The organism is Natronocella acetinitrilica, assembly GCF_024170285.1.
Lineage (GTDB): Bacteria > Pseudomonadota > Gammaproteobacteria > Nitrococcales > Aquisalimonadaceae > Natronocella > Natronocella acetinitrilica.
In genome coordinates this window covers 69,696-92,143 of sequence record NZ_JALJXV010000012.1, presented here as the reverse complement: position 1 = coordinate 92,143, position 22,448 = coordinate 69,696, and the positions used below count along the sequence as shown (strand labels likewise).

Below are 22,448 nucleotides of genomic sequence, written 5' to 3'. Positions count from 1 at the left end.
AATGCGCCGGACGCCGACCCCGGGTCTACATACCTCTTCAGGCAGCTTTCCACCAACGGCGCGGCTTCACGTTCACTGCGGACATATCCGTATCGATTTCCCGGGCGATGTCGTAGATTTCTTTGTAGACATCATGGCCGCCGGACCACCCGTTGATGCGCTCGCGCCACCGCGCCCAGGGCTCGGGGTTGTACTCGGGGGAGCACATTTCCTCGGCCTTTTTGATCTCCGCATCGGAGAGCAGGGCAACCCGGACGTTATTCTGAGCGAACAGGGTGTGCTCGGCGGGGTCCGGATAGGCGCCGACAATGTCATACAGTGCCGCTTCGTGGGCGCCCTGCACATGCACCTGCGCGGTGTAGGCGGATTCCATGACCGCATCCTGGAGGTCACTGGGCAGCTTCTGGAAGGCCTCCCAGCTCATGGCCGTGTGCTCGGTGCCGCAGAAGAACTTCAGATCCACCGCCTGGGAAATGGCCCCCGACATACCGGCATAGGCCACCGCGCCCATCCAGGTCTCGGCACCGTCGATCAAGCCCGAGCGCAGGGCGTCCAGGGTCTCGGCCCAGGCCACCGGGCGCGGATTCAGGTCCAGCTGCTGCATGGCAATTCGGCCAAGCTGAGTGCCGGTGACACGGTTGGCCGTGCCCCTGAGATCATCCACGCTGGTCACCAGGGGTTTGTCCCTGAAGGATGCACCCATCATCATGCCGCGCAGCTCACAATGGGTGAACAGGAACTGGATGTTGTGCCGCTGACGCAAGGGCTCGCGGAGCAGAGCCTCGCTCTTGGGATGATAGAAAAAGTAGTACTGGGACGCCCTGCTCGGGAACATGTAGGCGAAGTCCAGGGCGTTGTAGTACGGGGCGCCGCCCGCGGAGTTCTGGGTGGACGCCGAGAAGATCTCGATGATCCCCTGCTGCGTATTGGTGACGCAGTCCAGCTGACCGCAGATCTGGTTACTGCCGATGAACTCCACCTGGATGGCGCCGTCAGTGCGCTCCTCCAGATCCCGTGCGAAGAACAACTGACCGGATTTCTGGATATCCAGGTTGTTCTCGTTGAAACCTGACGCACCAAACTTGAAGCGGAATTTCGGTTCAACCCTGCCACGTTCGTTGCTGGTTTCTTCCGCAGCCTTGGCAAGCTGCGGCAGTGTCAGCATGCCGGTAGCACCGGCAGCGGCAAATAATGTGGAAGTCAGCCCGTAGCGACCGGCCACGCGCATGAAATCACGGCGGGATATGCCCTTCAGTTTCTCGTTCATTGCAGCTCTCCTCCGATTGTGATGGCTGTGGTTCATGCTCGTGCACGGTGAGTTGGTTGAGCCATCAAACTTTATATATATTTATTTTTTGATACGTATCGTTTCATTATTACAGCATTAAGCACTCTGTCAATGACTTTAGCGACGCTCATTTCTCCTCGGTGACGGCCTCTTGCGCCTGAACCACGGTCACCGCCACCACCCGATAGATGTCCTCGATGCTGCACCCTCTGGACAGATCATTCACCGGTTTGGCCAGCCCCTGCAGAATCGGACCAACCGCCTTGGCATTGCCCATTCGCTCGGCCATCTTGTAGCCGATATTTCCAGCATTCAGGTCCGGGAAAATGAGCACATTGGCGGTGCCGGCCACCTTGGAATCCGGCGCCTTGCGGGCGGCAATCTCGGGAACCAGGCAGGCGTCCAGCTGAACTTCACCGTCAACAGCCAACTCGGGAGCCCGCTGACGGACCAGCGCCGCCGCCTTGGTCACCTTGTCTACATCGGCGTGGCTGGCACTGCCGCTGGTGGAGAAGGACAGCATGCCCACCCGCGGCTCTTCCCCCAGCAGTGTTCTTGCCGTCGCAGCGCTGCTCAGGGCGATTTCGGCCAACTGCTCGGAATTAGGGGAAATATTCAGACCGCAATCGGAAAAGATCAGCCCACCCTGGCGTTTGTGGTAGGCCTCGCAGAACATCATCAGGAAGAAGCTGGAAACCAGCATGGTATCCGGTGCCGTCCCGATCACCTGCAACGCGGCGCGGACAACCTCGGCAGTGGCATTCACGGCGCCGCCGACACAACCGTCGACCTCACCGGACTCCAGCATCAGCATCGCGCTGTACAAGGATGTTCCCGCCTGCGCCGTAGCCTGCGCCTCTGTGAGACCTTTGTGACCGCGCAATGCAAATAACCGCGCTGCTTGCTTGTGAAGCAGATCCGGCTCCTGCGGATCGCGGACAGCAAAGCGCGGAGCATCAATACCCAGTGCCGCCGCCTGCCGGCGGACCTCCTCCGGATTACCCAGAACGGTGATGTGAGCAATCCCCTGCTCTTCGGCCAATTGGGCAGCCTGCAGCACACGGTCGTCGCCCCCCTCCATGAGAACCACCCTCATAGGCTTTTCCCGGGCCCGTGCTTCGATCTGGTCGAAAACCTTCATGGACTACCTCCAGGCGGTGGTCTGCTCTATTGTTATGTGGCTTGGCACTCAGCCCTCAGGACCCCGCGGCATCCTCCAGAATCATGTCCGATGCTTTCTCACCAATCATTATTGCAGCTGCATTGGTGTTGCCAGAGACGATCTCCGGCATGATCGAGGCGTCGGCGATCCGCAGGCCCGTTATGCCATGCACCTTGAGCCGATCAGAGACCACTGCGTCGACCTCCTGTGCCTGCCCCATGCGGCAAGTACCCACTGGGTGGTAGATCGTGGTGGATTCCCGCCTCAGGAAATCCAGAATCTCGTCATCGGACTGCACTTCGACTCCCGGGGCGTGTTCGGCCTCCACGTACTCCCGCATTGCCTCGGTGGCCAGAAGCTGTCTGCACACCCGTACACCATCCACCATCACTTCCCGATCCCGCGGTGCCGAGAGATAGTTGGGATAGATGCCGGGATACGCCGTGGGGTCGGCGCTTTTGATATGCACGCTACCCCGGCTGTCAGGACGCAACTGGCAGGCAGAGATGGTGAAGCCAGAGAAATCGTGCACGGCGGTGCCGGTCTTATCCATGCTCAGGGTGCCGAAGTGGAACTGAATATCCGGGCGATCCACGGTCGGCCGGGTTTTCACGAAACCGCCAGCCTGGTTCACGCCTACTGCCAGGGGCCCTTTGCGCAGAAATACGTAGCGCATGCCGATCTTCATCCGGCGGACGAAACTGTTGAGGTCATCGTTGGTCGTCACCGGTTTACGGCAACGGGCCATGACGCGTATCTGGAGGTGGTCCTGGAGATTGGCGCCCACCCCCGGCAATGCATGGACGATCTCAACGCCCAGGGGGCGCAGCACTTCCGGATCGCCGATGCCGGACAGCTCCAGGATCTGCGGCGAATTGATGGCCCCGGCGGCAAGAATCACCTCGCGGCGCACCGCGACTCGCGTCTCGCTGCCGCCTTGCTGGAAACGCAGCCCGGTAACCTTGGCGCCCTCAAGCTCCAGCCGTGTGCACAGGGCGTTCGTTTCTACGCTGAGGTTGGGACGCTTGGCGATGGGCTTGAGGAAAGCGCGGGCAGTACTGCAGCGCCGGGCATTGCGGGTAGTGAGCTGAAAGTAACCCAGACCCTCCTGCTGCGGGCCATTGAAGTCGTCATTGCGCGGAAAGCCCACCTCCTGCCCGGCAGCGATGAAGGCTTCCACCAACTCGTGCTTCTCGTTGACGTCGGAGACGGTCAAGGGCCCGCCTGCACCATGGAAGGCATCGGCGCCCCGCTGCTGATCCTCCGACCGGCGAAAGTAGGGCAGCACGTCGGACCAGCCCCAGCCAGTATTCCCCAGGCTCTCCCATCGGTCGAAGTCTTCATGCTGGCCACGGATATAAATGAGTCCGTTGATTGAACTGGAGCCCCCCAGCACCTTGCCTCGGGGCCAGAACATCGAGCGGGAATGCAGATTTTCATCGGGCTCGGTGTTGTAGCACCAGTTCAACACCTTGTGTCGTATGGTCTTGCCGTAGCCGATGGGTACATGGATCCAGAGGTTGTGGTCCTTGGGGCCGGCTTCCAGAAGCAAAACCGTGTACTTGCCGTCGGCGCTGAGGCGATTGGCAAGGACGCAGCCTGCTGAGCCCGCACCCACAACCACATAATCGACTTCTCGCTCCGCCATGTTCGAGGCCTCTTCTCGTTAGTCCTACATCTTCTGGGAGGATGTTTTTTTCATCTGACGTGAAACTTATCATAAAAATATATTTTTTTGAGACGCTATGTTTCACTTATGTAGATCATAGTCACTAATTGAGTGTATTCCCACCCATGACTGTTCCGCCGCAATCAAGATCAGTAGAATGCCCGCGGCGGATGACACGACCAGCCGAGTAGTTACAAGGAAAGAGCACGGGGATGGGAACAGACACTACGGAAAAGACACGCCATAGCGGATCGACCGGCGAGCGCTTGCTGCGGATCATGCGCTCCGTTGTGGATGCCCATGACCCGATCACACTCCCGGAGATTACCGACGCCAGCAAACTGCCCAAGCCCACGGCACACCGCCTGGTGACCCTGCTGGAAGACGAGGGCTACCTGATCAAGGATGCCGACGGCCGGCGTTACTTTCCCGGCCCGGAACTCAAGGCCATGGCGCTCAGCGTTCTCCAGGGGCGGCTCAACCAGACGCCACGACACCTGGTGCTGGAGCGGTTGTCGAGCAAGGCCGGGGGAGAGGCCTGCAACCTGGTTCTGCTCGAGGGCACATTCATCAGCTACATAGACCGCGTTGATGCGCAATGGCCACTGAGCATCCGGCTCAAGGTCGGCTCCCATGTTCCCCTGCATTGCACCGCCACAGGCAAGCTATTGCTCTCGCTGCAGTCCAAGCGCGTGCGCGATCGCCTGACCTCCATGACCGAACTCACCGCCATGACAGACAAGACCATCACCGACCCGGAAACATTGCAGGCTGCGCTGAAGGTGATTCGCAATGAGCAGGTGGGGACGGACGATCAGGAGTTCATCGACAAAATGGTGGCCGTGTCTGTGCCCATTCCCTCTCCCAAGGGCCCGCCGATCGCCGCCATTTCCATCCATGCCCCGGTTTTCCGGCGCTCCCTGGAAGATCTGCGCGGCTTCATCCCGGATCTTCGGGAGTCCGCTGACGAGCTTGCCAAGCTGATTTACGAGTAGACGCTGCCAACGGATAACTCAAAACACCAGGTTGAGCATCACCAGCGAAACAACCAGGAACACCAGTGTCATCGCCGCCCCTGCCTTCATGAAGTCAATCACCCGATAACCGCCGGGACCCATGATCAGGGCGTTGACCTGATGGGTGGGGATCAGGAAAGAGTTGGACGTGGCAATGGCGGCGGTCAGTGCGAATAGCCGCGGGTCGGCATCCATGCCGAGACTCTGGGCTACTGTGGCGATACTGATGGCGAGCGGCACCAGTAGCACCGTAGCCCCCACGTTGGACATGACCAGAGTGAAAAAGGTAGCCAACACGGCGATGGCGGCCTGCAGCACCCATGGTGAAACGTCACCCAGAATCAGCAAGGTATTCTGGGCAATCCACGCCGCCGTGCCGGTCTGCTCCACCGCAGCCCCCAGAGGAATCAGGCTTGCAAGCAGGAACACTGTTTTCCAACTCACCGCACTGTAGGCCTCATCCATGCTCAGCACTCCGCTCAGCACCATGCCCAAGGCGCCAGTGAGCAAGGCGATGGAAAGCCGCAGATCCGTAAACAGAATGAGGAATAGCGCCAGGAAGAACATGAGCATTGCAACCTGTACTTTCTGCGGCCTGAGTTCCTCTCTTGGATACTCTGTGGTCATCACCACGAAATCCCGATCCTTCTCCAGGCGCATCAGCGAATCCCAGCGGCAGTGAGACACCAGGACATCCCCCGCCTTCAACGGCGTCTCACGCAGTAGATCATCGATCCGCTCTCCGCCCCGGTGAATAACCAGTACCGAGAGCCCGTAGGTTTTGCGCATGGCAATGTCCCGGACACTCTTGCCAATCAGCTTGGAGCGCGGCGGAATGACCACCTCGGCGATACCTGCCTTGTTCGGCGCCAGGGCGTCGGCGAACACATCCAGTTCGTCCAGCACCGGACATCCGGAGCGATGCGCGAAATCTCCCAGCACCTCCACTTCACCCAGCAGCGCCAGGCGGGCACCGGGCTCAATGACCAGGTTCGCCCAGGGGCCGATCCGCAGCTCACTGTTCATGAAGCTTGCGATCGCCACGACACCGTAGGTCTGCTCCAGATCAACGAGCAATTTGCCCACCATCGGATGGTCGTCTGGAACGCGTACTTCCCGAAAGGTGAGATCCAGGCCATACACGCCTTGGTAATACTCCATCACGGTTTCCCCAACGCCATCGGACTTCAAAGTGGGGAGAACGAAACGACCAAAAACCACGAAGTAAAGAATCCCGGAGGTTATGAGCGCCAGGCCGATGGGGGTCACGTCAAAGAGCTGGAACGGCTCCATATCGGAGGGGAGCAGATCGTTCAGGAGAATCAGCGGACTCGAGCCAACCATGGTAATGGTGCCGCCAAGAATGCAGCAGAAACCCATGGGCATGAGCAGCCGCGACTTGGCGAGCCCAGTGCGTGCCGCAATACGCGAGACCACGGGAATATACAGGGCCGCGGCGCCCACATTCTGCATGAAACTGGAGATGATGCCGGATGAGCCGGCTACGAGCGGAATGATCCGCGGCTCGGTCCTTCCCCCCACCCGGATGATCAGGCTGGCCAGGCTGCTCATCACACCGGTCTTGTCCAGTCCGGCGCCGATGATCATGACCGCGATGATAGAGATAACAGCGTTACTGGCGAAGCCGTCGAAAAGTGTTTGCGGATCGGCGATTCCCTGTAATCCGGGTACCAGGCTCAACAGGCCCAGCAGCACCATGATGGAAATCGCAGCCACGTCGATCCGGACGATCTCCGAGACGAACAGAAAAATCGTCAAGGCCAGCAGACAGAGAACCACAATCATATGTGGTGTCAGGCTGAGGGCTTCTTCCATTTCATTCCTGCCCTGGAGCTTTCGTACCTGGAGCTTTCGTACCTGGCGTTGAGGGACCCAGCGGCAAGGGTGCGGACCCTTGCCGCTGGCCAATCGTCAGCATTGCTGCCTGCCGTAGAAGAGATTCACCACGTGCCTCGCTTCGGCGAAGAACAACCAGCGTTCCACCATCAGCCCGCCCAGCAGAAGCACCGCGGCAAAGGGCGCCAGCAGCCCAACCTCCGTGCGCAGCAGCGCAACCAGCAACACGAACGGAATGACGAAACCCGCGATGTACACCACCAGCCGCAGCTGCCCGATGCGCTCTGCGGGCTGCTGGTAGCTGAATTCCTTGTTCAGGAAGTTATCGCTGCTCTGCCCGGCCTCCAGCAGCTTGACCTTGGCCCGGGTCATGCCAATGGCGGTGTTGATGGTGGGGCCCTGGGGCTTGCCGATCCAGAAATAGTAAGTGCCCTTGGCGATCGCGGCGGTCACCACGAGCACCAGGGAGAGCATGGCCACTACTTGGGGAGCACCGCCGGCGAATACGATTACCGCAGTCAGCAACACCGAACCCGAGGCGAGACCCAGTAACATGTAATTGGCAGGGACCAGGGAGCTGTTCCATTGCGGAATGGTGCGCAGACTGGCGTAGATCATGCCGGTGGCAAACAGCGTTGCAGCCGCCGCAACCAGTGCCGCCACACCGAACAACGCCGTCCAGAGCGACTGGGATGCAATTCCAGTAAACCACAGCCCCAGCAGATAACCGCCAATGCAGGGATAGAACAGCACGGCGAACACAGCCTCCCTGGACAGCCAGGAAGTGCGGAAGCGGAAGAATGCACGCCAGGCATTCTTCGGGTTGGCCAGGTGGGAAGTGGACGACAGCAGGCCGGCGGTTGCCAGCAACACGCCGAGCGCAATGGCAGCCATGGTGCCCGACAGGCCCAACCCGGGAACGCCACCCAACAGGTCCAGGGCGATCGTCACCATCACGAGGCCGAAACCGGCGCCGGACGCCACCGTAAAAAATATGACCGACAGAGCGGGATGCATGGTTCTGGTTCTCCTGACGAATCAGTTAGCGCACCACCGCCTTGCCGAGCCACTTCTTGAATCGCTCGGCCAGCGGGATGGGTACGGACCCCTGCTCGGTTTCGGCGTGGGGCTTCTGCCGGGGCGGCAGATAGTGGTTCACGGGGTTGTACCCCAGTTCCGGCAACGATTGGTGGCCGTTACGGTCACGCACCAGGCGGCTCACCTCGGAGTCCGGATCGTCGAAATCGCCGAAGAATCGCGCATTGGTCGGGCAGGTCAGCACACAGGCAGGCTGCCGGTCGGCCTCGGGCAGCAGTTCGTCATAGATGCGGTCCACACAAAGGGTGCACTTCTTCATGACGCCGACGGCCTCATCCAACTCCCGGGCACCGTAGGGGCAGGCCCAGGCACAGAGGTTACAACCCATGCACTTGTCCTGATCCACCAACACGATGCCGTCCTCGGCACGTTTGTAGGACGCTCCCGTGGGGCAGACCGTGACGCACTCAGCCGTCTCGCAGTGCATGCACGACATGGGCATGTTCACGGTCTTGTTGTGGGGAAAGACATCCACCTCATAGGAGCGCACATGATTGAACGCCACCCCACTGGGCTCCTTGCCATAAGGGTCGTAATCGGTGAGCGGCCCCAGGGTGCCCGAGGTATTCCACTGCTTGCAGGCCACCACGCAGGCCTGGCAGCCAACGCAGGTGTCCATATCGATGACCAGGCCGAGTTTCATGCCTATCTCCGCTTGAGGATGTCGGACAGCGAACGGCGCAGATGCACCGCCTCATGTGTCTGGTAACGAATCTCGGTGAGTGGTGCCGGAGCACCAGGCAGCGGCTGCACCGCGGTGAACTGCGGCCAACTGGTACCCGACTCCTCTGCCGTGGCCGGATAGATTCGCACCTTCAGGTCGTACCAGGCGGCCTGACCGGTCACGGGGTCCGAGTTCGTCAGGCGGCGCTGCTCATCAGCCAGCTCACCATCCTTGGGCAGCAACTCCGAGATCAGGTGATTCATCAGGAAGCCCCGCTGCGACTCCGGCGCATCCTTGGACAAGCCCCAGGCACCGCTCTGCTTGCCGATGGCGTTCCAGGTCCACACCGTATCGGCCTGGCAGCCTTCCATGAACTTGACCTGACCCCGGATACGGCCGTTATGGGACTCAACCCACACCCAACCCTCGTCCACCAGACCCAGGCTTTCGCCCCTGGCCTTGTTCATGAACAGGAAGTTCTGGGCAGTGATCTGTCTTAGCCACACATTCTGCGAATCCCAGGAGTGATACATGTGCATGGGCCGCTGGTTGATGGCGTGGAACGGATAGTCCTGGCCCTCGACACGCTGCTCTTCCAGAGGCACGTAGAACTGGGGAAGTGGGTCGAAGTACCTCACCAGGCGCTCGGCATCCACCGTCTCCGGCGGCAGCGGGCCGTCGTAAAGACCTTGTCCCGCAAGGCGGAATTTCTGCAGCACTTCAGAGTACAACTCCATGATGATGGGTTCGGCGCTGGCGTTGAAACCCACCTCCTTGGCCCAGTCCAGGTAGTCGCGGTTGGCGAAGCGGAAGAAGCGCATGTGCTCGGGCAGATGGTGCTGGAAAAAGCCCTGGTTCTCGATGTACTTCTCCCACTGCCCGGGATTTGGTTCGCCCTTCATGGACTTGCTGCCGTCGCTGCCGCGCCAGCCGGCCAGAAAGCCGATGCCCGGCGCCTTTTCCCAGCGGGCGATGAAATCCGTGTAACCACTGTACTTGGGCTTGCCGCCCTCCCCCACGAAGGCCGGGAATCCCAGCCGTCCGGCCAGGTCCACCAGCACTTCCTGCCAGGGACGCACGTCACGGTCCGGTGTCAGCACCGGGGAACGTATCGAATCGCAGGCCGCATCCGGTTCCGAGATGGGCCGATCCAGCATGGAAATGGCATCGTGACGCTCAAGATAGGTGGTATCCGGCAGCACCAGATCGGCGAAATTCACGGTCTCGGAATGAAAGGCGTCCACCACCACCAGGAACGGTAGCTTGTACTCGCCGTCGGCGTTCTTCTCCCGCAGCATGTCCTGCACGCTGTTGGTGTTCATGGTGGAGTTCCAGGCCATGTTGGCCATGAACAGGATCAGCGTATCGATCGGGTACGGATCACCGTTCACCGCGTTGGTGATGACCATGTGCATCAGACCGTGGTTGGCAAGCGGCGCTTCCCAGGAATAGGCCTTGTCGATACGCAGCGGCCTGCCCTGATCGTCCACCACAAGATCTTCCGGCGACGTGGGAAAACCCAGGGGTGGCGACGACAGTGGCGTGTTCGGCGCGGTGTCCCTGGCCGGCTTCACGGGTGGCGGGATATGCCGCGGAAAGGGTGCCTTGGCACGGTGTCCACCCGGCACATCGATGGTGCCCAGGAACACCTGCAGCAGGTGCAGCGCGCGGCAGGTCTGAAAGCCGTTCGAGTGTGCGGAGATGCCGCGCATGGCGTGCATCGCCACGGGCCGGCCAATGAAACGGTCGTGCTTGCGTCCGGCCCAGTCGGTCCACTCGCACTCGATCTCGATGGTTTCCTTGAACGCCACATGGGCCATCTCCAGGGCCAGGCGTTCGATGGTCTCGGGCTGGAGCCCGCAAACCTCCGCTGCCCGCTCCGGGGAATACTGTTCGTCGAGGTACTTCTCTGCGATCAGGGTCATCACGGTGCGGGCCTTGCGACCGTCCGGCAAGGTGTATTCGCCGAACATGGCTGCTTCCACGCCGGGTGTCGTGCCGTTGACAAAGGCTTCCTGGCTGGCATCCCAGACCAGCGGCCGGCCATCGGCGTCCCGGGCAATCAGGCCGTCGCCAGGCTCGCCAGGGGTGTTGACGACCAGGAAGGGTGCATTGGTGTAGCGCCCCAGATAGTCCCAGTCCACCAGATCCCGTGACAGCAGAACATGGCACATGGACAGCGCCAGCATCGCGTCGGTACCGGGCCGGATTGGCACCCATTCGTCGGCAATGGCCTGGTAGCCGGTACGTACAGGGTTCACCGCCACGAACTTGGCGCCCCGACGCTTGAGCTTCTCGATCCCGATCTTGATGGGATTAGAGGCGTGATCCTCGGCAACCCCCCAGAGCATGAAGTACTTGGCCCGGTCCCAGTCGGGGTCGCCGAACTCCCAAAACGACTGGCCGATGCTGTAGAGGCCGGCAGCCGCCATGTTCACGGAGCAGAAGCCACCGTGGGCTGCCCAGTTTATGGTGCCGAATTGCTGCGCCCACAGCCCGGTAAGCGCCTGCATCTGGTCGCGACCGGTGAAAAAGGCAAGTTTTCTGGGGTCAGTGGCGCGGATGTGGCGCAGCCGCTCGGTGAGCAAATCCAGCGCCTCGTCCCACTCGACTTCAACGAACTCACCCGCACCGCGTTCAGTGCCTGGCTTTCGCATCAATGGCTTGCGCAGCTTCGCCGGAGACAGCTGCTTCATGATCCCGGCATTGCCCTTGGCGCACAGCACACCCTTGTTGATCGGATGATTGGGATTGCCGCGGATAAACCGCACCTGGTTCTTCTCTACCGTGACCTCGATGCCGCAACGGCAGGCACACATGTAGCACGTGGTATAGCGCTTCTCCTGTGCCTCATGGTTCTCGAATGCAGGCTTGCTCCTGCCGATGGATTGCATGTCATCGCTTGCCGCGGCTGACGCCGAGGTGCCGGGAGAAAACAACCGCAGAATATCGTTTAGCACTTTGAAGTCTCCTGGAACGGCGACAATGGCAATCTGATTCGTGACCGGGAAACGCTAGCGAGAGCCTGATCCGCCGAACGTCGGCAGGAAAGGCAACCTGGCAAAGCGGCTGCTTCGGCCAACGTGTCATCTACGGTGTGTTTCGCAGTCAGAAAAATACGAAAATCTCTTTTATTGATATTTGATGTCTCACATTTGAAGACTATCGCCCTTTTTCTCTTGTGGCAATCAAGATCATCAGTTGGTCTGCAAGCACGCATATGTCAGGGCTATCCGATGAGCGCGCGGGCAATGCCCGCGATGCTCAGCGTGCTCAGAATTGCCAGCACGAACCTTTGAAATACGGCCGGGCTGGTGACGTTAAACAGGTGCCGACCTACGGTGACGCCAGCGAACAACGGCAGCACCAGCATGATCGCCGCCAGAAATACATCGGTGTTCAACAAGCTGTATGCCCCGGCAATCCCCAAGGTATAAATGTCCTTGAGCATGAGAAAGGCGACCATGGTGGCTCTCACAACCGCCACGGGAGCACTCACCGACAGGAACATGACGACCACGATCAACCCACCGACCCCGGCGGCCCCTGTCATGGCGCCGGATATCAGCCCCGTGACGAAGGAGAGCTTCTGACTGCCTCCTCCCGGAAAGCGGTAGCCGCGCCAGAGCAGAATGGTTGTTGTCAGCACCAGCAGGGAGATGATGATCCGCATCTCTGCCGCCGGCAGACTTGCCAAGACATACACGCCCAGCGGCACGCTGAAGATGGTCCCCAGCATCAGCCAGCCCAGGGTTCGCCGATCTATGTGCCGCCATACAGAGGGCAGCAGGTGAATACTGGCCACTACCTCCAGTAAAAGGAGTACCGGAACCACCACCACCGGCGGGATGAACAAGGACAGACTGAGAAGCACCAGAGCCGAGAATCCAAAGCCCGTGTAACCGCGCACAGCACCGGCAAGAAACACAACGACGGTTGCGTAAATGATCAAACCGAGGCTCAGGGAATCTCCGCTCAGGCTTGTTTCCATCAAGGACGACTCCGAGGCTATACATTAAGGAAACACTGGGCATTCGTGGCTCAGGAGGCGCAAGCCTTGCTGCAGCACCTGTTCCTGCGAGCGGAAATGCAAGACAAAGAGAGAGGTAAGGCCTTACCAAACCCTTCATGATCAGCATCCACCGCGCCCCGGATACGACGTTTCAGATGTTCTTGTCCGTCGTTTCTGTTTCCGTGTCGAGGGCCAACTGGTCCAACATATCGGCGATCTTCAGCCGCTGGACCTTGCCCGATGGTCCCTTCGGGAGCCACTTGACGATATGCACCTCTCTGGGCGCCTTGAATTTTCCCAACTCCTGAATAGTGAAAGCCCGAAGGTCCTCAGCGCTGGCCAACTTGCCTGTCTTGAGCACCACGCAGGCCATGACTTCCTGACCGTAGTGATTATCCGTCGCTGCATAAGCCGCGGCCTCGAGGACGGCCGGGTGCTGCAGCAGCACCTCGTCGATCTCCCGAGGGGCGATGTTTTCACCGCCTTTTATGATCAATTCCTTGGAACGCCCAGTTATAAAGAAAAAACCGTCCTCGTCCTGATAGCCCAGATCGCCGGTGAGAAACCAGCCATCCGGCCGGATGGAGTCGGCTGTGGCCTTGGGATTCTTGTAATAGCCCTTGAGCACGTTATCCCCCCGGACAACGACCTCGCCGATCTCCCCGGGGGCCGCATCCTCGCCGTCGCCGGCCACGACTTTCACTTCATTACCGTAGGCAATTCCCGGTGAGCCGTACTTGCATGGTGCAGGGGGCAATGGGTTGGACAGAATCTGGGCGGCAGTTTCGGATAACCCCATGGTCTCTACCAGCCGTATTCCGAACGCCTGCTCGAAGCCCTGATGCACCGATGGCGGCAATGCCGAGGATGCCGAGCGTCCGAATCGCAGCCCCGATAACGCCGGATTGTCACGCACAGACGCCGCCGTGGTGTGTGCGTGCTCCAGAAGATAAGAGACGATAGTGGGGACGACGCTGAACCAGGTACAAGCGTGATCGCCCAGCAAACCCCAGAACGCCCCGGTGCTGAAGCGATGGGGAACCACCACACTGCCTCCGCTCACCAGCGGCGCGATCAGCGTCACGATCTCGGCATTGATGTGATAGATGGGCAGTACGCAGAGCCCTCGGTCCTTTTCGGTCAAGGCGTGGGCATCCACCGTATTCTGGCCACCGGCAATCACGTTGCTGTGGCTGAGCAATACACCTTTGGGCTTGCCGGTGGTGCCGGAGGTGTAAATCAGGAGTGCAGGATCATCGGATCCGACCTGCGGAACCTTGCTTGAGGCGAGGTCCGGCTGGACGGGCCACTCGGGCCCCGAATCCGGGCTTGTCGGGACAATGCTGATCTCCCTGTCCGCGGCTGCGCTGATTTTCCGTGCCCGGGCCAGATGATTGTCCGAGGCGAAAACGACACGGGCGTCCGAGTGGTCCAGGACATAGGCCAGCTGGGAATCACCGGAAATGGCGTTCAGCGGCACCACAACCCGGCCGCTGGCCATGACGGCCAGGAACAACACCGCCGTCCATTTGCCGTTGTCCATCAAGGTAGCCACATGTTCTCCCTTGGCTACCCCCATGGCATCCAGATGCGCCGACACCTGCGCCACGTAGTTCCGAAGATGAGAATAAGTGACAACCTCATCCAGTTCCGGTGCCACCAGATAGGTCTGATCACTGCCCCGGTTTGCCCAGGTCGTGATAAGCGTTTGCACGGTCATGTGACTTTACTCCCCCTTTATTTCCATGGCGCCTGAATCCCCGGGTTAGGCCCGGGGATTCAGGAACCGGCGATGTCATGCTTGCGCCAGTAATCGCCAAAGAGATCAGCGGTGGCGGGTTCGTTCACCGGAATGGTCCGCGCAATGCGAGTGATATTCAGGTACTGCCGGTAGTTGAGGTTGTCCGAAAAGTTGTTCTTGCCCCACGTGCCGCAGCCCATGGACAGGGAAAATGGCAGGCCGTTGTCGAAGTTGCCGCCGTTGGCAAAGGCGTGGGCCTGGTTGACGATGACGCGGCAAACCGGCATCTCCAGGCCAAGGCGACGGACGTGAGCATCGTTACTCGTATGAATGCCACAGGAATGCCCCTTGCCCTGATGGTCCAGGAGACGGCGGGTCACCTTGAAGGCATCATCGAAATCATAGGCGCGATACACGGTGAGCACCGGTGAGAGTTTTTCACCCGAGAATGGATGATCCTTGCCGATGCCCTGTTCCTCGACCAGCAGGAACCGGGCGGCCTGGAACGCGTCCCGGTCCAGGCCGGTCACGCGGGCGATTTCCGTGGCCTCCTTGGCAATCACCTGCCGGTTCAGGCTGCCATCCACCCACATCACCTTTTCCAGCTTCTGTTTCTCGGACGCGCTCAGTAGGACACCACCAGCCTGCTGCAGGGCTGCCAGCGCTGCATCGTAGACTTGATCCACGATGACCAGACTGTTTTCAGAGGAACAGCTGGTGGCATTATCAAAGGTCTTGGAGGCGGTAATCTTGCGAGCTGCGTCCTCCAGGTCCGCCGAGTCATCGATAATCACCGGCACGTTGCCGGCACCCACACCAAACGCCGGAGTACCGCTGGAATAGGCGGAACGGACATTGTTCTGGGAGCCAGTGACCACCATGAGGTCCACCTGGCGCATGAGCGCGTAGGTGCTCTCCTTGTCTACCGGAGTCGGCAATTGCTGCACCAGGTCCCTGGGCGCACCCACACGATCAAGTTCCTGATGCATGTAGCCGATCAGCTGGGTACACACATCCTGCCCCTTGGGCGAGGGTGCCAGAATGACGGCATTGCGCCCCTTCAGGGCATTTAGGGTCTTGTTGGCGGGGGTGGCCACCGGGTTGGTGGACGGCACGATCGCGCCCACCACGCCCACCGGACGGGCAATTTCCACCAACCCGCGTTCGGGGATCTCGCGAATGACGCCAACGGTCTTCGCGCCCTGAAGATCGCGCAGCAGCCCCAGGGTCTTGCGGTGGTTCTTGGTAATCTTGTCCGCCACATTACCCAGCCCGGTGACTCTGACGGCACGCTCGGACAGGACGCGGTTGTGCTCGGGATTGATCAGGGCCCAGGCAACGGCGATGACAACCTCGTCCACCTGTTCCTGGGTGTATTGTTCATAGATGGCCTGAGCCGCACGGGCCCGATCCACCAGGCCGGCAACACGCCCTTCGGCGGTGACAGCGGACTCGGTCCTGCTCACTTGATCACTGTTGCTCATATCACTCACATCCCACAATGCATCGATTCGTGGCGTTGAATTCGTCTGTATCGGTGAAACTGGCAGAACGGGGCGAAGGGCGGGCCGGTGAGACGCTCCGACACCATCAGCGGAAGCGTTTCACCGGCCCGCCAAGGCTTCAGGGGTCCATACCCTCGAACAGCTCCTTCAGGAACACTTCCCGGCGCTCCCACATCTCCCGCACTTCCTGGCGGTTCATGACGCGCATGGGCGAACCACCTGCCTTCATCTGATTGGCTACGCGCTCATCGTTGAACATTTCCACCACCTTCTCCGACAGCCACTCCAGGCGTTCTTCCGACACACCGGCCGGCGCCATGATGCCGCGGAAGTTGACGCTGGAATCGTCCACTTCATAACCCAGTTCCATGAGAGTGGGCACATCGGGCAGGAAATCCTCATCACGCTCCAAATCGGCAATGGCCAGTATTTTCAGCCGATCACGACCGCGATAGGCGTCGGAGAGGTTGTTGAAGCCAGCCATCACCTGCTGGCCCTGGACGAAACGCATGGCATCTACGCCACCCGATGTCGGGACATAGCGCAACTCGATACCCGCGGCCGCCTCCAGCTGCATGGTTGCAATGTGGTGACCCACGAACTGGCCGGCTCCCGAGAAAGTCACGCGGCCGGGGTTTTCCTTCGCGTAGGCCACCAGGTCGTCAACCGAGTCGAATTCGCTGTCACGGTGAACCACCAGTACGGCCGGATCCACGCCCCAGTTGGCGATGGGTTCCAGGTTGCCGATGTTGTAGTAGGTGTCGTGCATGATGGACTGGGCGATGAAGTGGGGCACGTTGTAACCGGCCAGCTGCGAGCCGCTGGTATCGGCCTGCTGCACCACCTGGTTCCAGCCCACCTGGCCACCTGCTCCGGGGCGGTTGATGATGGCGGTGGGGAATCCCAGATACTCCTCGGATGGAATGGTGGCGATACGGGCCTGGAAGTCAGAGGCGCCACCCGCCGTGTACGGAATCATTACCGTAAAGGGCCGATCCGGCCAGTCGCTTGCGGTTGCCGTGGTACCGGCAAACATTATCGCCGCCGCCGACAGGGCCAGGGCGCCACTCATGATGCGTGTCAATGATTTTCTGGTTTTCATGCTTACTCACTCCTCCACTACGGCCTTCAAGACAGACGACGGGCGGGCACATGGCCCCACGTCGCCTGGACTACAACAGGATGCCCGTGGGCACCCGTACGTTGAGCAGTACGACAAAAAGCAGATACAGGGCGGTCATGAATGCGGCGGAAATACCGCAGGTGACGAGGACCCGCCGCGTGGTCAGGGGCTCCGGGTTATACACCAGGCCCACCAGGGCAAACGCCAGAAACGAGGTGCTGATGAACCCGAGCCTCGGCGCCAGAAAGGCATAGCCGGCGATAAGCAGTAGCGAGGGCCACAGGACACCAAAGGCCACGGGCTCCACGTCGTCCGGAACAACGGGGCGACCCGGCTTGAGGGCCAGCACGGTGAGCACGCCCGTGAGCACGATCATCGTCAGTGCCACTATCTGGGGAAACTGATAACCCGGCTTACCCGACCACACCGAGGCGGTGTAGAGACCGATGGCAACCAGGAGAGCACCGATGGCGACCAGACGCTGCTTCAGCATGATCAGCCCTCCCCGGTCGTTGCCGCGGCGGTCTGCCGTCGCCGCGCGATGGACCGGAATTCCGCGATGATGCTGTAGAGCACCGACAGTAGGCACATGGCGATCAACACCATGTTCAGGGTGCCGGTAAAGAAGTACACGAGGACACCATCCATCGCGCCGGCGATCATCTGCCCCTGGAGCAGATTGGTCTCCGCGATGGGGCCAAGGATGATACCCAACACCACCGCACCGGGCCCGAAACCGTACTGCATGGCGAAGTACATGCCGCAGCCCAGGGTGAGCATCACCAGCACGTCCGAGTAGCTGTGCTGAACGCTGTAGGTGCCGAATACCGCCAGCACCAGCACCGCGGCCGCCATGTAATGCGGCGGGATCTGGGTAACGAACCGGCTCAGGCCGCTGATGTACAGACCGAAGATAACCAGGAGTAATTGGCTCACCAGCAGCGCACCCAGGAAGGTATACGCCACCTCGGCGTGCTGGTTGAACAAGTCCGGCCCCGGGAACAAACCCTGGATCAGCAAACCGCCCAGCAGCACGGCGGCGGTGGGGCTGCCGGGAATCCCCAATGACAGCATGGGAACCAGGGAAGCCCCGACCATGGCGTTGTTGGCGCTCTCCGAGGCAATCACGCCGTCGGGCTCGCCCTTGCCATAGTTTTCCTGATTGCGGCTGAACTTCTTGTTCTGATCATAGGCAATGAGCCCGGCGATCTGGCCGCCTGCGCCGGGAATCAGACCCACGGAGGTACCCACCACGCTGCCGATGATCAGCGCCCGCAGCCGGGTCAGGTTATAGCGGATGGAGGCCCATATGGACCGGACTTCCAGCGCGAACTGACTGCCATCGTTCCCCCGCCGCGCGCGCTGCAGCAGGTAAAGCACCTGGGGGATGGCGAACAGGCCAATCAGCGCCGGAACGATATTGATCCCGCCCTGCAACTGATCCGTGAAGGTAAAGCGTTCCGTCCCGAGCACCGGGTTGAACCCGATCAGGGAGATCCACAGGCCGAAAGCGCCACCGATCAAACCCTTGAGCACCGAGGTGCCGCCCAGGGAACCGATGACGGTCACGCCCAGTATGGCCACCCAGAAGAGTTCGGAGGGGCCAAAGCGTAGCGCGAAATCCGCCAGTGGCGGCGTGAAGAAAATCAGCACCAGCACGCCCAGAACGCCGCCGATGCCGGAACTGATAAAGCAGTAGTGCAGGGCCTCGGTGGCACGCCCGTTCCTGGCCATCGGATGCCCGTCCAGCACCGTGGCAATATTCGCCGGCGCCCCGGGAATATTCACGAGAATGGCGCTCACCGCACCGCCCGCCACCGTTGCCGTATAGATCACACCCAACAGGATCAGACCGGATGTGGCATCCATCTGGAAGGTGAACGGGATCAGCAAGGCCACTGCCATGGTCGGGCTCAGCCCGGGTGTTGCACCCAGCAACAGCCCGACCACCGTGCCCACGACAAGGATGACAAGATTCCACCCGGAGAACACACCGGGCAAGTATTCGAGCAACTCCACAGCCTACTCCTCCTGTTGTCGCACTCGAATACCGCCTCGGCGCGACTATTGTTGTGTATGCCTTTTCATCTGGAGTTTCTGGAGATCGTTTTCTGTCGCCAGTTTTTAGGGAGATGCTTATTTTTGGGCGTCTTGTGGACGGTTCGGCCATTTACGAAAACCGACATCCATTATGTCATCTATATGACCTATACTAGTGTCTACAGCACCAATCGGATATTGTCAAACTGTTCGCGGCCGGGGTTTGCCCTTCGAATGCGCCGAGAGCGTGCTGTATTATGTGCGCCCCGTGGCCGGTTACAGCAGGAGCAATATCTTGCGGCAGCAAGTGTCAAAGGGCTTTGATATGCGGAGCAGTGGCGAAGCGGTAGTTCCCATCGAAAAAGAGGTCGACCGTCTGGCCCTCTTCCAGCCGGCTGACTGGGACTCAGCAGCGGGGAAGCCACTGTATCGCCTCGTGGAAGACGAGATCCGCCGGCTGATCAACAACGGGAGCCTGATACCCGGCGACCTGATTCCATCGGAGCCCCAGCTCGCCAAGGCAATGTCCGTGAGCCCGGGCACGGTGAAGAAAGCCATCGACAACCTGGTCTGGGAGAAACTGCTGTTCCGCCACCAGGGCAAGGGGACGTACGTCTCCAAGATCAATTTCCGCAAGAGCCTTTTCCGCTTCTTCACCTACGGCGATGCCGAAGGCCAGCCTGTCCGTATTCACAAGGAGACGACAGCCCGGGGCAGGCATGTAGGTAGCGATGATGTGTGCCGCCGCCTGAACGTGAAGGAAGGCAGCGATCTCGTCTACATCGAGCGGGTGGGCTTCATCGAAGACAAGCCCATTCTGGTCGAATACTCCTGGTGGCCCGCTCACGTCGTGCCGGGTCTCGAGGATGAGCGTGTCCATATCCCGGATTACCTCTATGCCCTGGTCTTCGACAAGTACGGCGTGCCGGTCATTCGTGCCGAGGAGACGCTGACCGCAAGTGCGGCGGACGCGAAAACAGCGCAGATGATAGACGTTGAAGAAGGCACGCCGGTTGTGGTGCTCAAGCGCACGACGTATACCCGCGGTAATCGAATTGTCGAAGTCCGCACCACCAAGGGGCGGGCCGACAGATTCAGCTACAAGACCGAGATCAGGTAGCGGCCGCGTCCCTCCGGGGCGCGGCCCAGTACCCCCCCGCGCCTTATACGTAGTCCTTGTATTTCTCAAGGAATCGAACCGGCTTGGACAGTGCATCGCGACGGAAGGGGTCACCCAGCTCGCGGGTACACATGATCTCGAGGATGCAAGTCTTGCCCTCGTTCATCTGCATGTCCACCGCCTTCTTCAAGGCCGGGCCGACATCCTCCAGCTTGTCCACGGTGATGCCTTCCGCACCCATCGCCCGACCGATCTCCGCGAAGCTCTCGTTCTCAAGTTCACCGGCGATGAAGCGACGGCCGTAGAAATCCACCTGGTTCTTCTTCTCCGCGCCCCACTGACGATTATGGAAAACGACGGCGGTGACGGGAATGTTGTGCTGAACGCAGGTCATGGTCTCCATCAGGCTCATGCGCCAGGCGCCGTCCCCGGCGTAGGATATGGCCGGACGATGCGGGGCGGCGACCTTGGCCCCGATCATGGTGGGGAAGGCATAACCGCAGTTGCCGAAGCTCATGGCCGCAAAGAAGCTGCGGGGCTTCTCGAAGCGCAGATAGCTGTTGGCCACGGAGTTGATGTTGCCGATGTCCGTGGAGACCATGACATCTTCCGGCATGGCTTTTTCCAGCTCTCGCAGCACCTGACGCGGATGCAGGTAATTGCCCGGCTCCTTGCTCTGCTCGTCGATCATGTCCAGGCTGTAGGCATCCCGCTCGTGGGTCCACTCGTTCAGCTCTTTTTCCCACGCCTCCTTTTCGGCACTGATGGTCGCGGCACGGTCATCCTTGCTGCTGTCACAGGCCAGCGAGCGATCAGCCAGCCGCTTGGTCAGCGCTACGGCAGCTGCCTTCGCGTCACCGCAAATACCGACGGCGATCTTCTTGACCAGGCCCAGCATGCGGGGGTTGGCATCGATCTGAATGATCTTGGCGTCCTTCGGCCAATAGTCCATGCCGTGCTGCGGCAAGGTGCCAAAGGGCCCCAGGCGCGAACCCAGGGCAATGACGACATCGGCCTGTGCGATGAGCTTCATCGCCGCCTTGGACCCCTGGTAGCCCAGCGGGCCACACCATAGCGGGTGACTGGCCGGGAAGGAGTCATTGTGGAGATAGCTGTTGACCACGGGCGCGCCAAGGCGCTCCGCCAGGGCCTTGCATTCGTCCACGCCATCTGCCATGACCACACCGCCCCCGGAAATGATCACCGGAAACTTGGCATCGGCCAGAATATCGGCAGCTTCGTTGAGGCTGTCTTCACCGCCAGGCCCGCGATCCAGGCGATTGGGCCGGGGGATTTCGCATTCGATCTCGCCGTAGAAGTAATCGCGAGGAATGTTCAGCTGCGTCGGCGCCATCTCGTTCATGGCCCAGTCGAAACAGCGGCCGGTATATTCGGCCATGCGCTTGGGGTTGTTCACGTGCCCCTGATAGGCCGTGAACTCCTGGAACATGGGCAGCTGGTTGGCTTCCTGGAAGCCGCCGAGCCCCATCCCCATGGTGCCCGTCTCGGGGGTGACGATGACCACCGGGCTGTGCGCCCAGTAAGCGGCTGCAATGGCGGTGACGGAGTTGCTCACGCCAGGGCCATTCTGGCCAATACACACGCCGTGCCGACCACTCACCCTGGAGTAGCCATCGGCCATGTGGGCGGAGCCCTGCTCGTGCACCACTGGAATGAACCGGATCCCTGCCGGCTCGAAAATGTCCATGGCGTCCATGAAGGCAGAACCCATGATCCCGAAGATGTCCGTCACGCCATTCGCTACCATGGTCTCGACGAAGGCTTCAGACGGAGTCATTTTCTGCACGCCGGGTGCGACCTTTCGATTGTCTTGTTCGCTCATGCGGGGCTGCCTCGTAACGGCTGGTTAGGAGTAGACTTCTCGTGGAAGTGAATCGATCGTTTCTTCTTTTTTGACGATTCTAGTTGTTTCCTACGCGATTTAATCTTAGATCTCCCTCATCAATAGGTCAACGCTATTATCAAAAAATGAGACACTTTGAATCAAATTTCAAAAAGATATACGCTACCCCCACGGGTCGACCAAAGACTTCATAGGCGCGAATTGGGCGCGACCCAGGGCGCGCAGACTGGCTTGCAGGCAGGGATCCGGCGGCGGTGGCCCCGACTGATGTCTCGTCCGCGGGCATCCC

At 60.3% G+C, this 22,448-nt stretch carries 16 protein-coding genes; 2 read left to right on the top strand and 14 right to left on the bottom strand.

Going from position 1 to position 22,448, the window contains the following annotated elements; genetic code table 11:
* Positions 1 to 37: 37 nt before the first annotated feature.
* The 3 genes from J2T57_RS20415 to J2T57_RS20405 form a co-directional block, all read right to left on the bottom strand.
* Entirely contained in the window at positions 38 to 1,267 is a 1,230-nt protein-coding gene (locus J2T57_RS20415; protein WP_253484591.1) for a TRAP transporter substrate-binding protein, read from the bottom strand.
* Positions 1,268 to 1,415: 148 nt separating this feature from the next.
* The gene (gene pta / locus J2T57_RS20410) at positions 1,416 to 2,429 is read right to left on the bottom strand and encodes a phosphate acetyltransferase (RefSeq protein WP_253484588.1); all 1,014 of its coding nucleotides are present in this window, start codon (positions 2,427 to 2,429) and stop codon (positions 1,416 to 1,418) included.
* A 55-nt stretch (positions 2,430 to 2,484) separates the two neighbouring features.
* Positions 2,485 to 4,098 carry a GMC family oxidoreductase gene (locus J2T57_RS20405; protein ID WP_253484584.1) on the bottom strand — a complete coding sequence of 538 codons (1,614 nt, stop codon included), beginning with the start codon at positions 4,096 to 4,098 and terminating at the stop codon, positions 2,485 to 2,487.
* Between the two features lie 233 nt (positions 4,099 to 4,331).
* Here J2T57_RS20405 and J2T57_RS20400 point away from each other — a divergent pair, with 233 nt between their 5' ends.
* A complete protein-coding gene (locus tag J2T57_RS20400; RefSeq protein ID WP_253484581.1) occupies positions 4,332 to 5,114 on the top strand; it encodes an IclR family transcriptional regulator in 783 nt (260 codons plus the stop codon).
* An 18-nt stretch (positions 5,115 to 5,132) separates the two neighbouring features.
* On the opposite strand, the gene J2T57_RS20395 is transcribed toward J2T57_RS20400, so the two are convergent.
* From J2T57_RS20395 to J2T57_RS20350, 10 genes are all read right to left on the bottom strand, one after another.
* Positions 5,133 to 6,971 (bottom strand): SLC13 family permease, encoded by a 1,839-nt coding sequence (locus J2T57_RS20395; protein WP_253484579.1) that lies wholly within the window; start codon positions 6,969 to 6,971, stop codon positions 5,133 to 5,135.
* 96 nt (positions 6,972 to 7,067) lie between these two features.
* On the bottom strand, positions 7,068 to 8,009 hold the full coding sequence (locus tag J2T57_RS20390; protein ID WP_253484575.1) for a dimethyl sulfoxide reductase anchor subunit family protein: 942 nt from the start codon (positions 8,007 to 8,009) through the stop codon (positions 7,068 to 7,070).
* Positions 8,010 to 8,034: 25 nt separating this feature from the next.
* Complete coding sequence (locus tag J2T57_RS20385; protein ID WP_253484572.1) at positions 8,035 to 8,733, bottom strand: 4Fe-4S dicluster domain-containing protein; 699 nt, start codon at positions 8,731 to 8,733, stop codon at positions 8,035 to 8,037.
* A 2-nt stretch (positions 8,734 to 8,735) separates the two neighbouring features.
* Positions 8,736 to 11,648, bottom strand: coding sequence for a molybdopterin oxidoreductase family protein (locus tag J2T57_RS20380; RefSeq protein ID WP_253484757.1), 2,913 nt, complete (start codon positions 11,646 to 11,648; stop codon positions 8,736 to 8,738).
* A 335-nt stretch (positions 11,649 to 11,983) separates the two neighbouring features.
* Complete coding sequence (locus J2T57_RS20375) at positions 11,984 to 12,745, bottom strand: sulfite exporter TauE/SafE family protein (RefSeq protein WP_253484569.1); 762 nt, start codon at positions 12,743 to 12,745, stop codon at positions 11,984 to 11,986.
* A gap of 172 nt (positions 12,746 to 12,917) precedes the next feature.
* Positions 12,918 to 14,486 carry an AMP-binding protein gene (locus tag J2T57_RS20370; RefSeq protein ID WP_253484566.1) on the bottom strand — a complete coding sequence of 523 codons (1,569 nt, stop codon included), beginning with the start codon at positions 14,484 to 14,486 and terminating at the stop codon, positions 12,918 to 12,920.
* Between the two features lie 59 nt (positions 14,487 to 14,545).
* On the bottom strand, positions 14,546 to 15,991 hold the full coding sequence (sauS, locus tag J2T57_RS20365; RefSeq protein ID WP_253484563.1) for an acylating sulfoacetaldehyde dehydrogenase: 1,446 nt from the start codon (positions 15,989 to 15,991) through the stop codon (positions 14,546 to 14,548).
* Positions 15,992 to 16,130: 139 nt separating this feature from the next.
* Positions 16,131 to 17,114 (bottom strand): tripartite tricarboxylate transporter substrate binding protein, encoded by a 984-nt coding sequence (locus J2T57_RS20360; RefSeq protein WP_253484559.1) that lies wholly within the window; start codon positions 17,112 to 17,114, stop codon positions 16,131 to 16,133.
* A 70-nt stretch (positions 17,115 to 17,184) separates the two neighbouring features.
* Positions 17,185 to 17,628: a tripartite tricarboxylate transporter TctB family protein gene (locus tag J2T57_RS20355; RefSeq protein WP_253484556.1), complete on the bottom strand. Its 444-nt coding sequence runs from the start codon at positions 17,626 to 17,628 to the stop codon at positions 17,185 to 17,187.
* Between the two features lie 2 nt (positions 17,629 to 17,630).
* A complete protein-coding gene (locus J2T57_RS20350) occupies positions 17,631 to 19,154 on the bottom strand; it encodes a tripartite tricarboxylate transporter permease (protein WP_253484553.1) in 1,524 nt (507 codons plus the stop codon).
* Positions 19,155 to 19,470: 316 nt separating this feature from the next.
* On the opposite strand from J2T57_RS20350, the gene J2T57_RS20345 reads away from it, so the two are divergent.
* A complete protein-coding gene (locus tag J2T57_RS20345; protein ID WP_253484550.1) occupies positions 19,471 to 20,295 on the top strand; it encodes a GntR family transcriptional regulator in 825 nt (274 codons plus the stop codon).
* 43 nt (positions 20,296 to 20,338) lie between these two features.
* Here the strand turns inward: J2T57_RS20345 and xsc are convergent, their stop codons facing one another.
* Complete coding sequence (gene xsc / locus J2T57_RS20340) at positions 20,339 to 22,138, bottom strand: sulfoacetaldehyde acetyltransferase (RefSeq protein WP_253484548.1); 1,800 nt, start codon at positions 22,136 to 22,138, stop codon at positions 20,339 to 20,341.
* Positions 22,139 to 22,448: the final 310 nt, after the last annotated feature.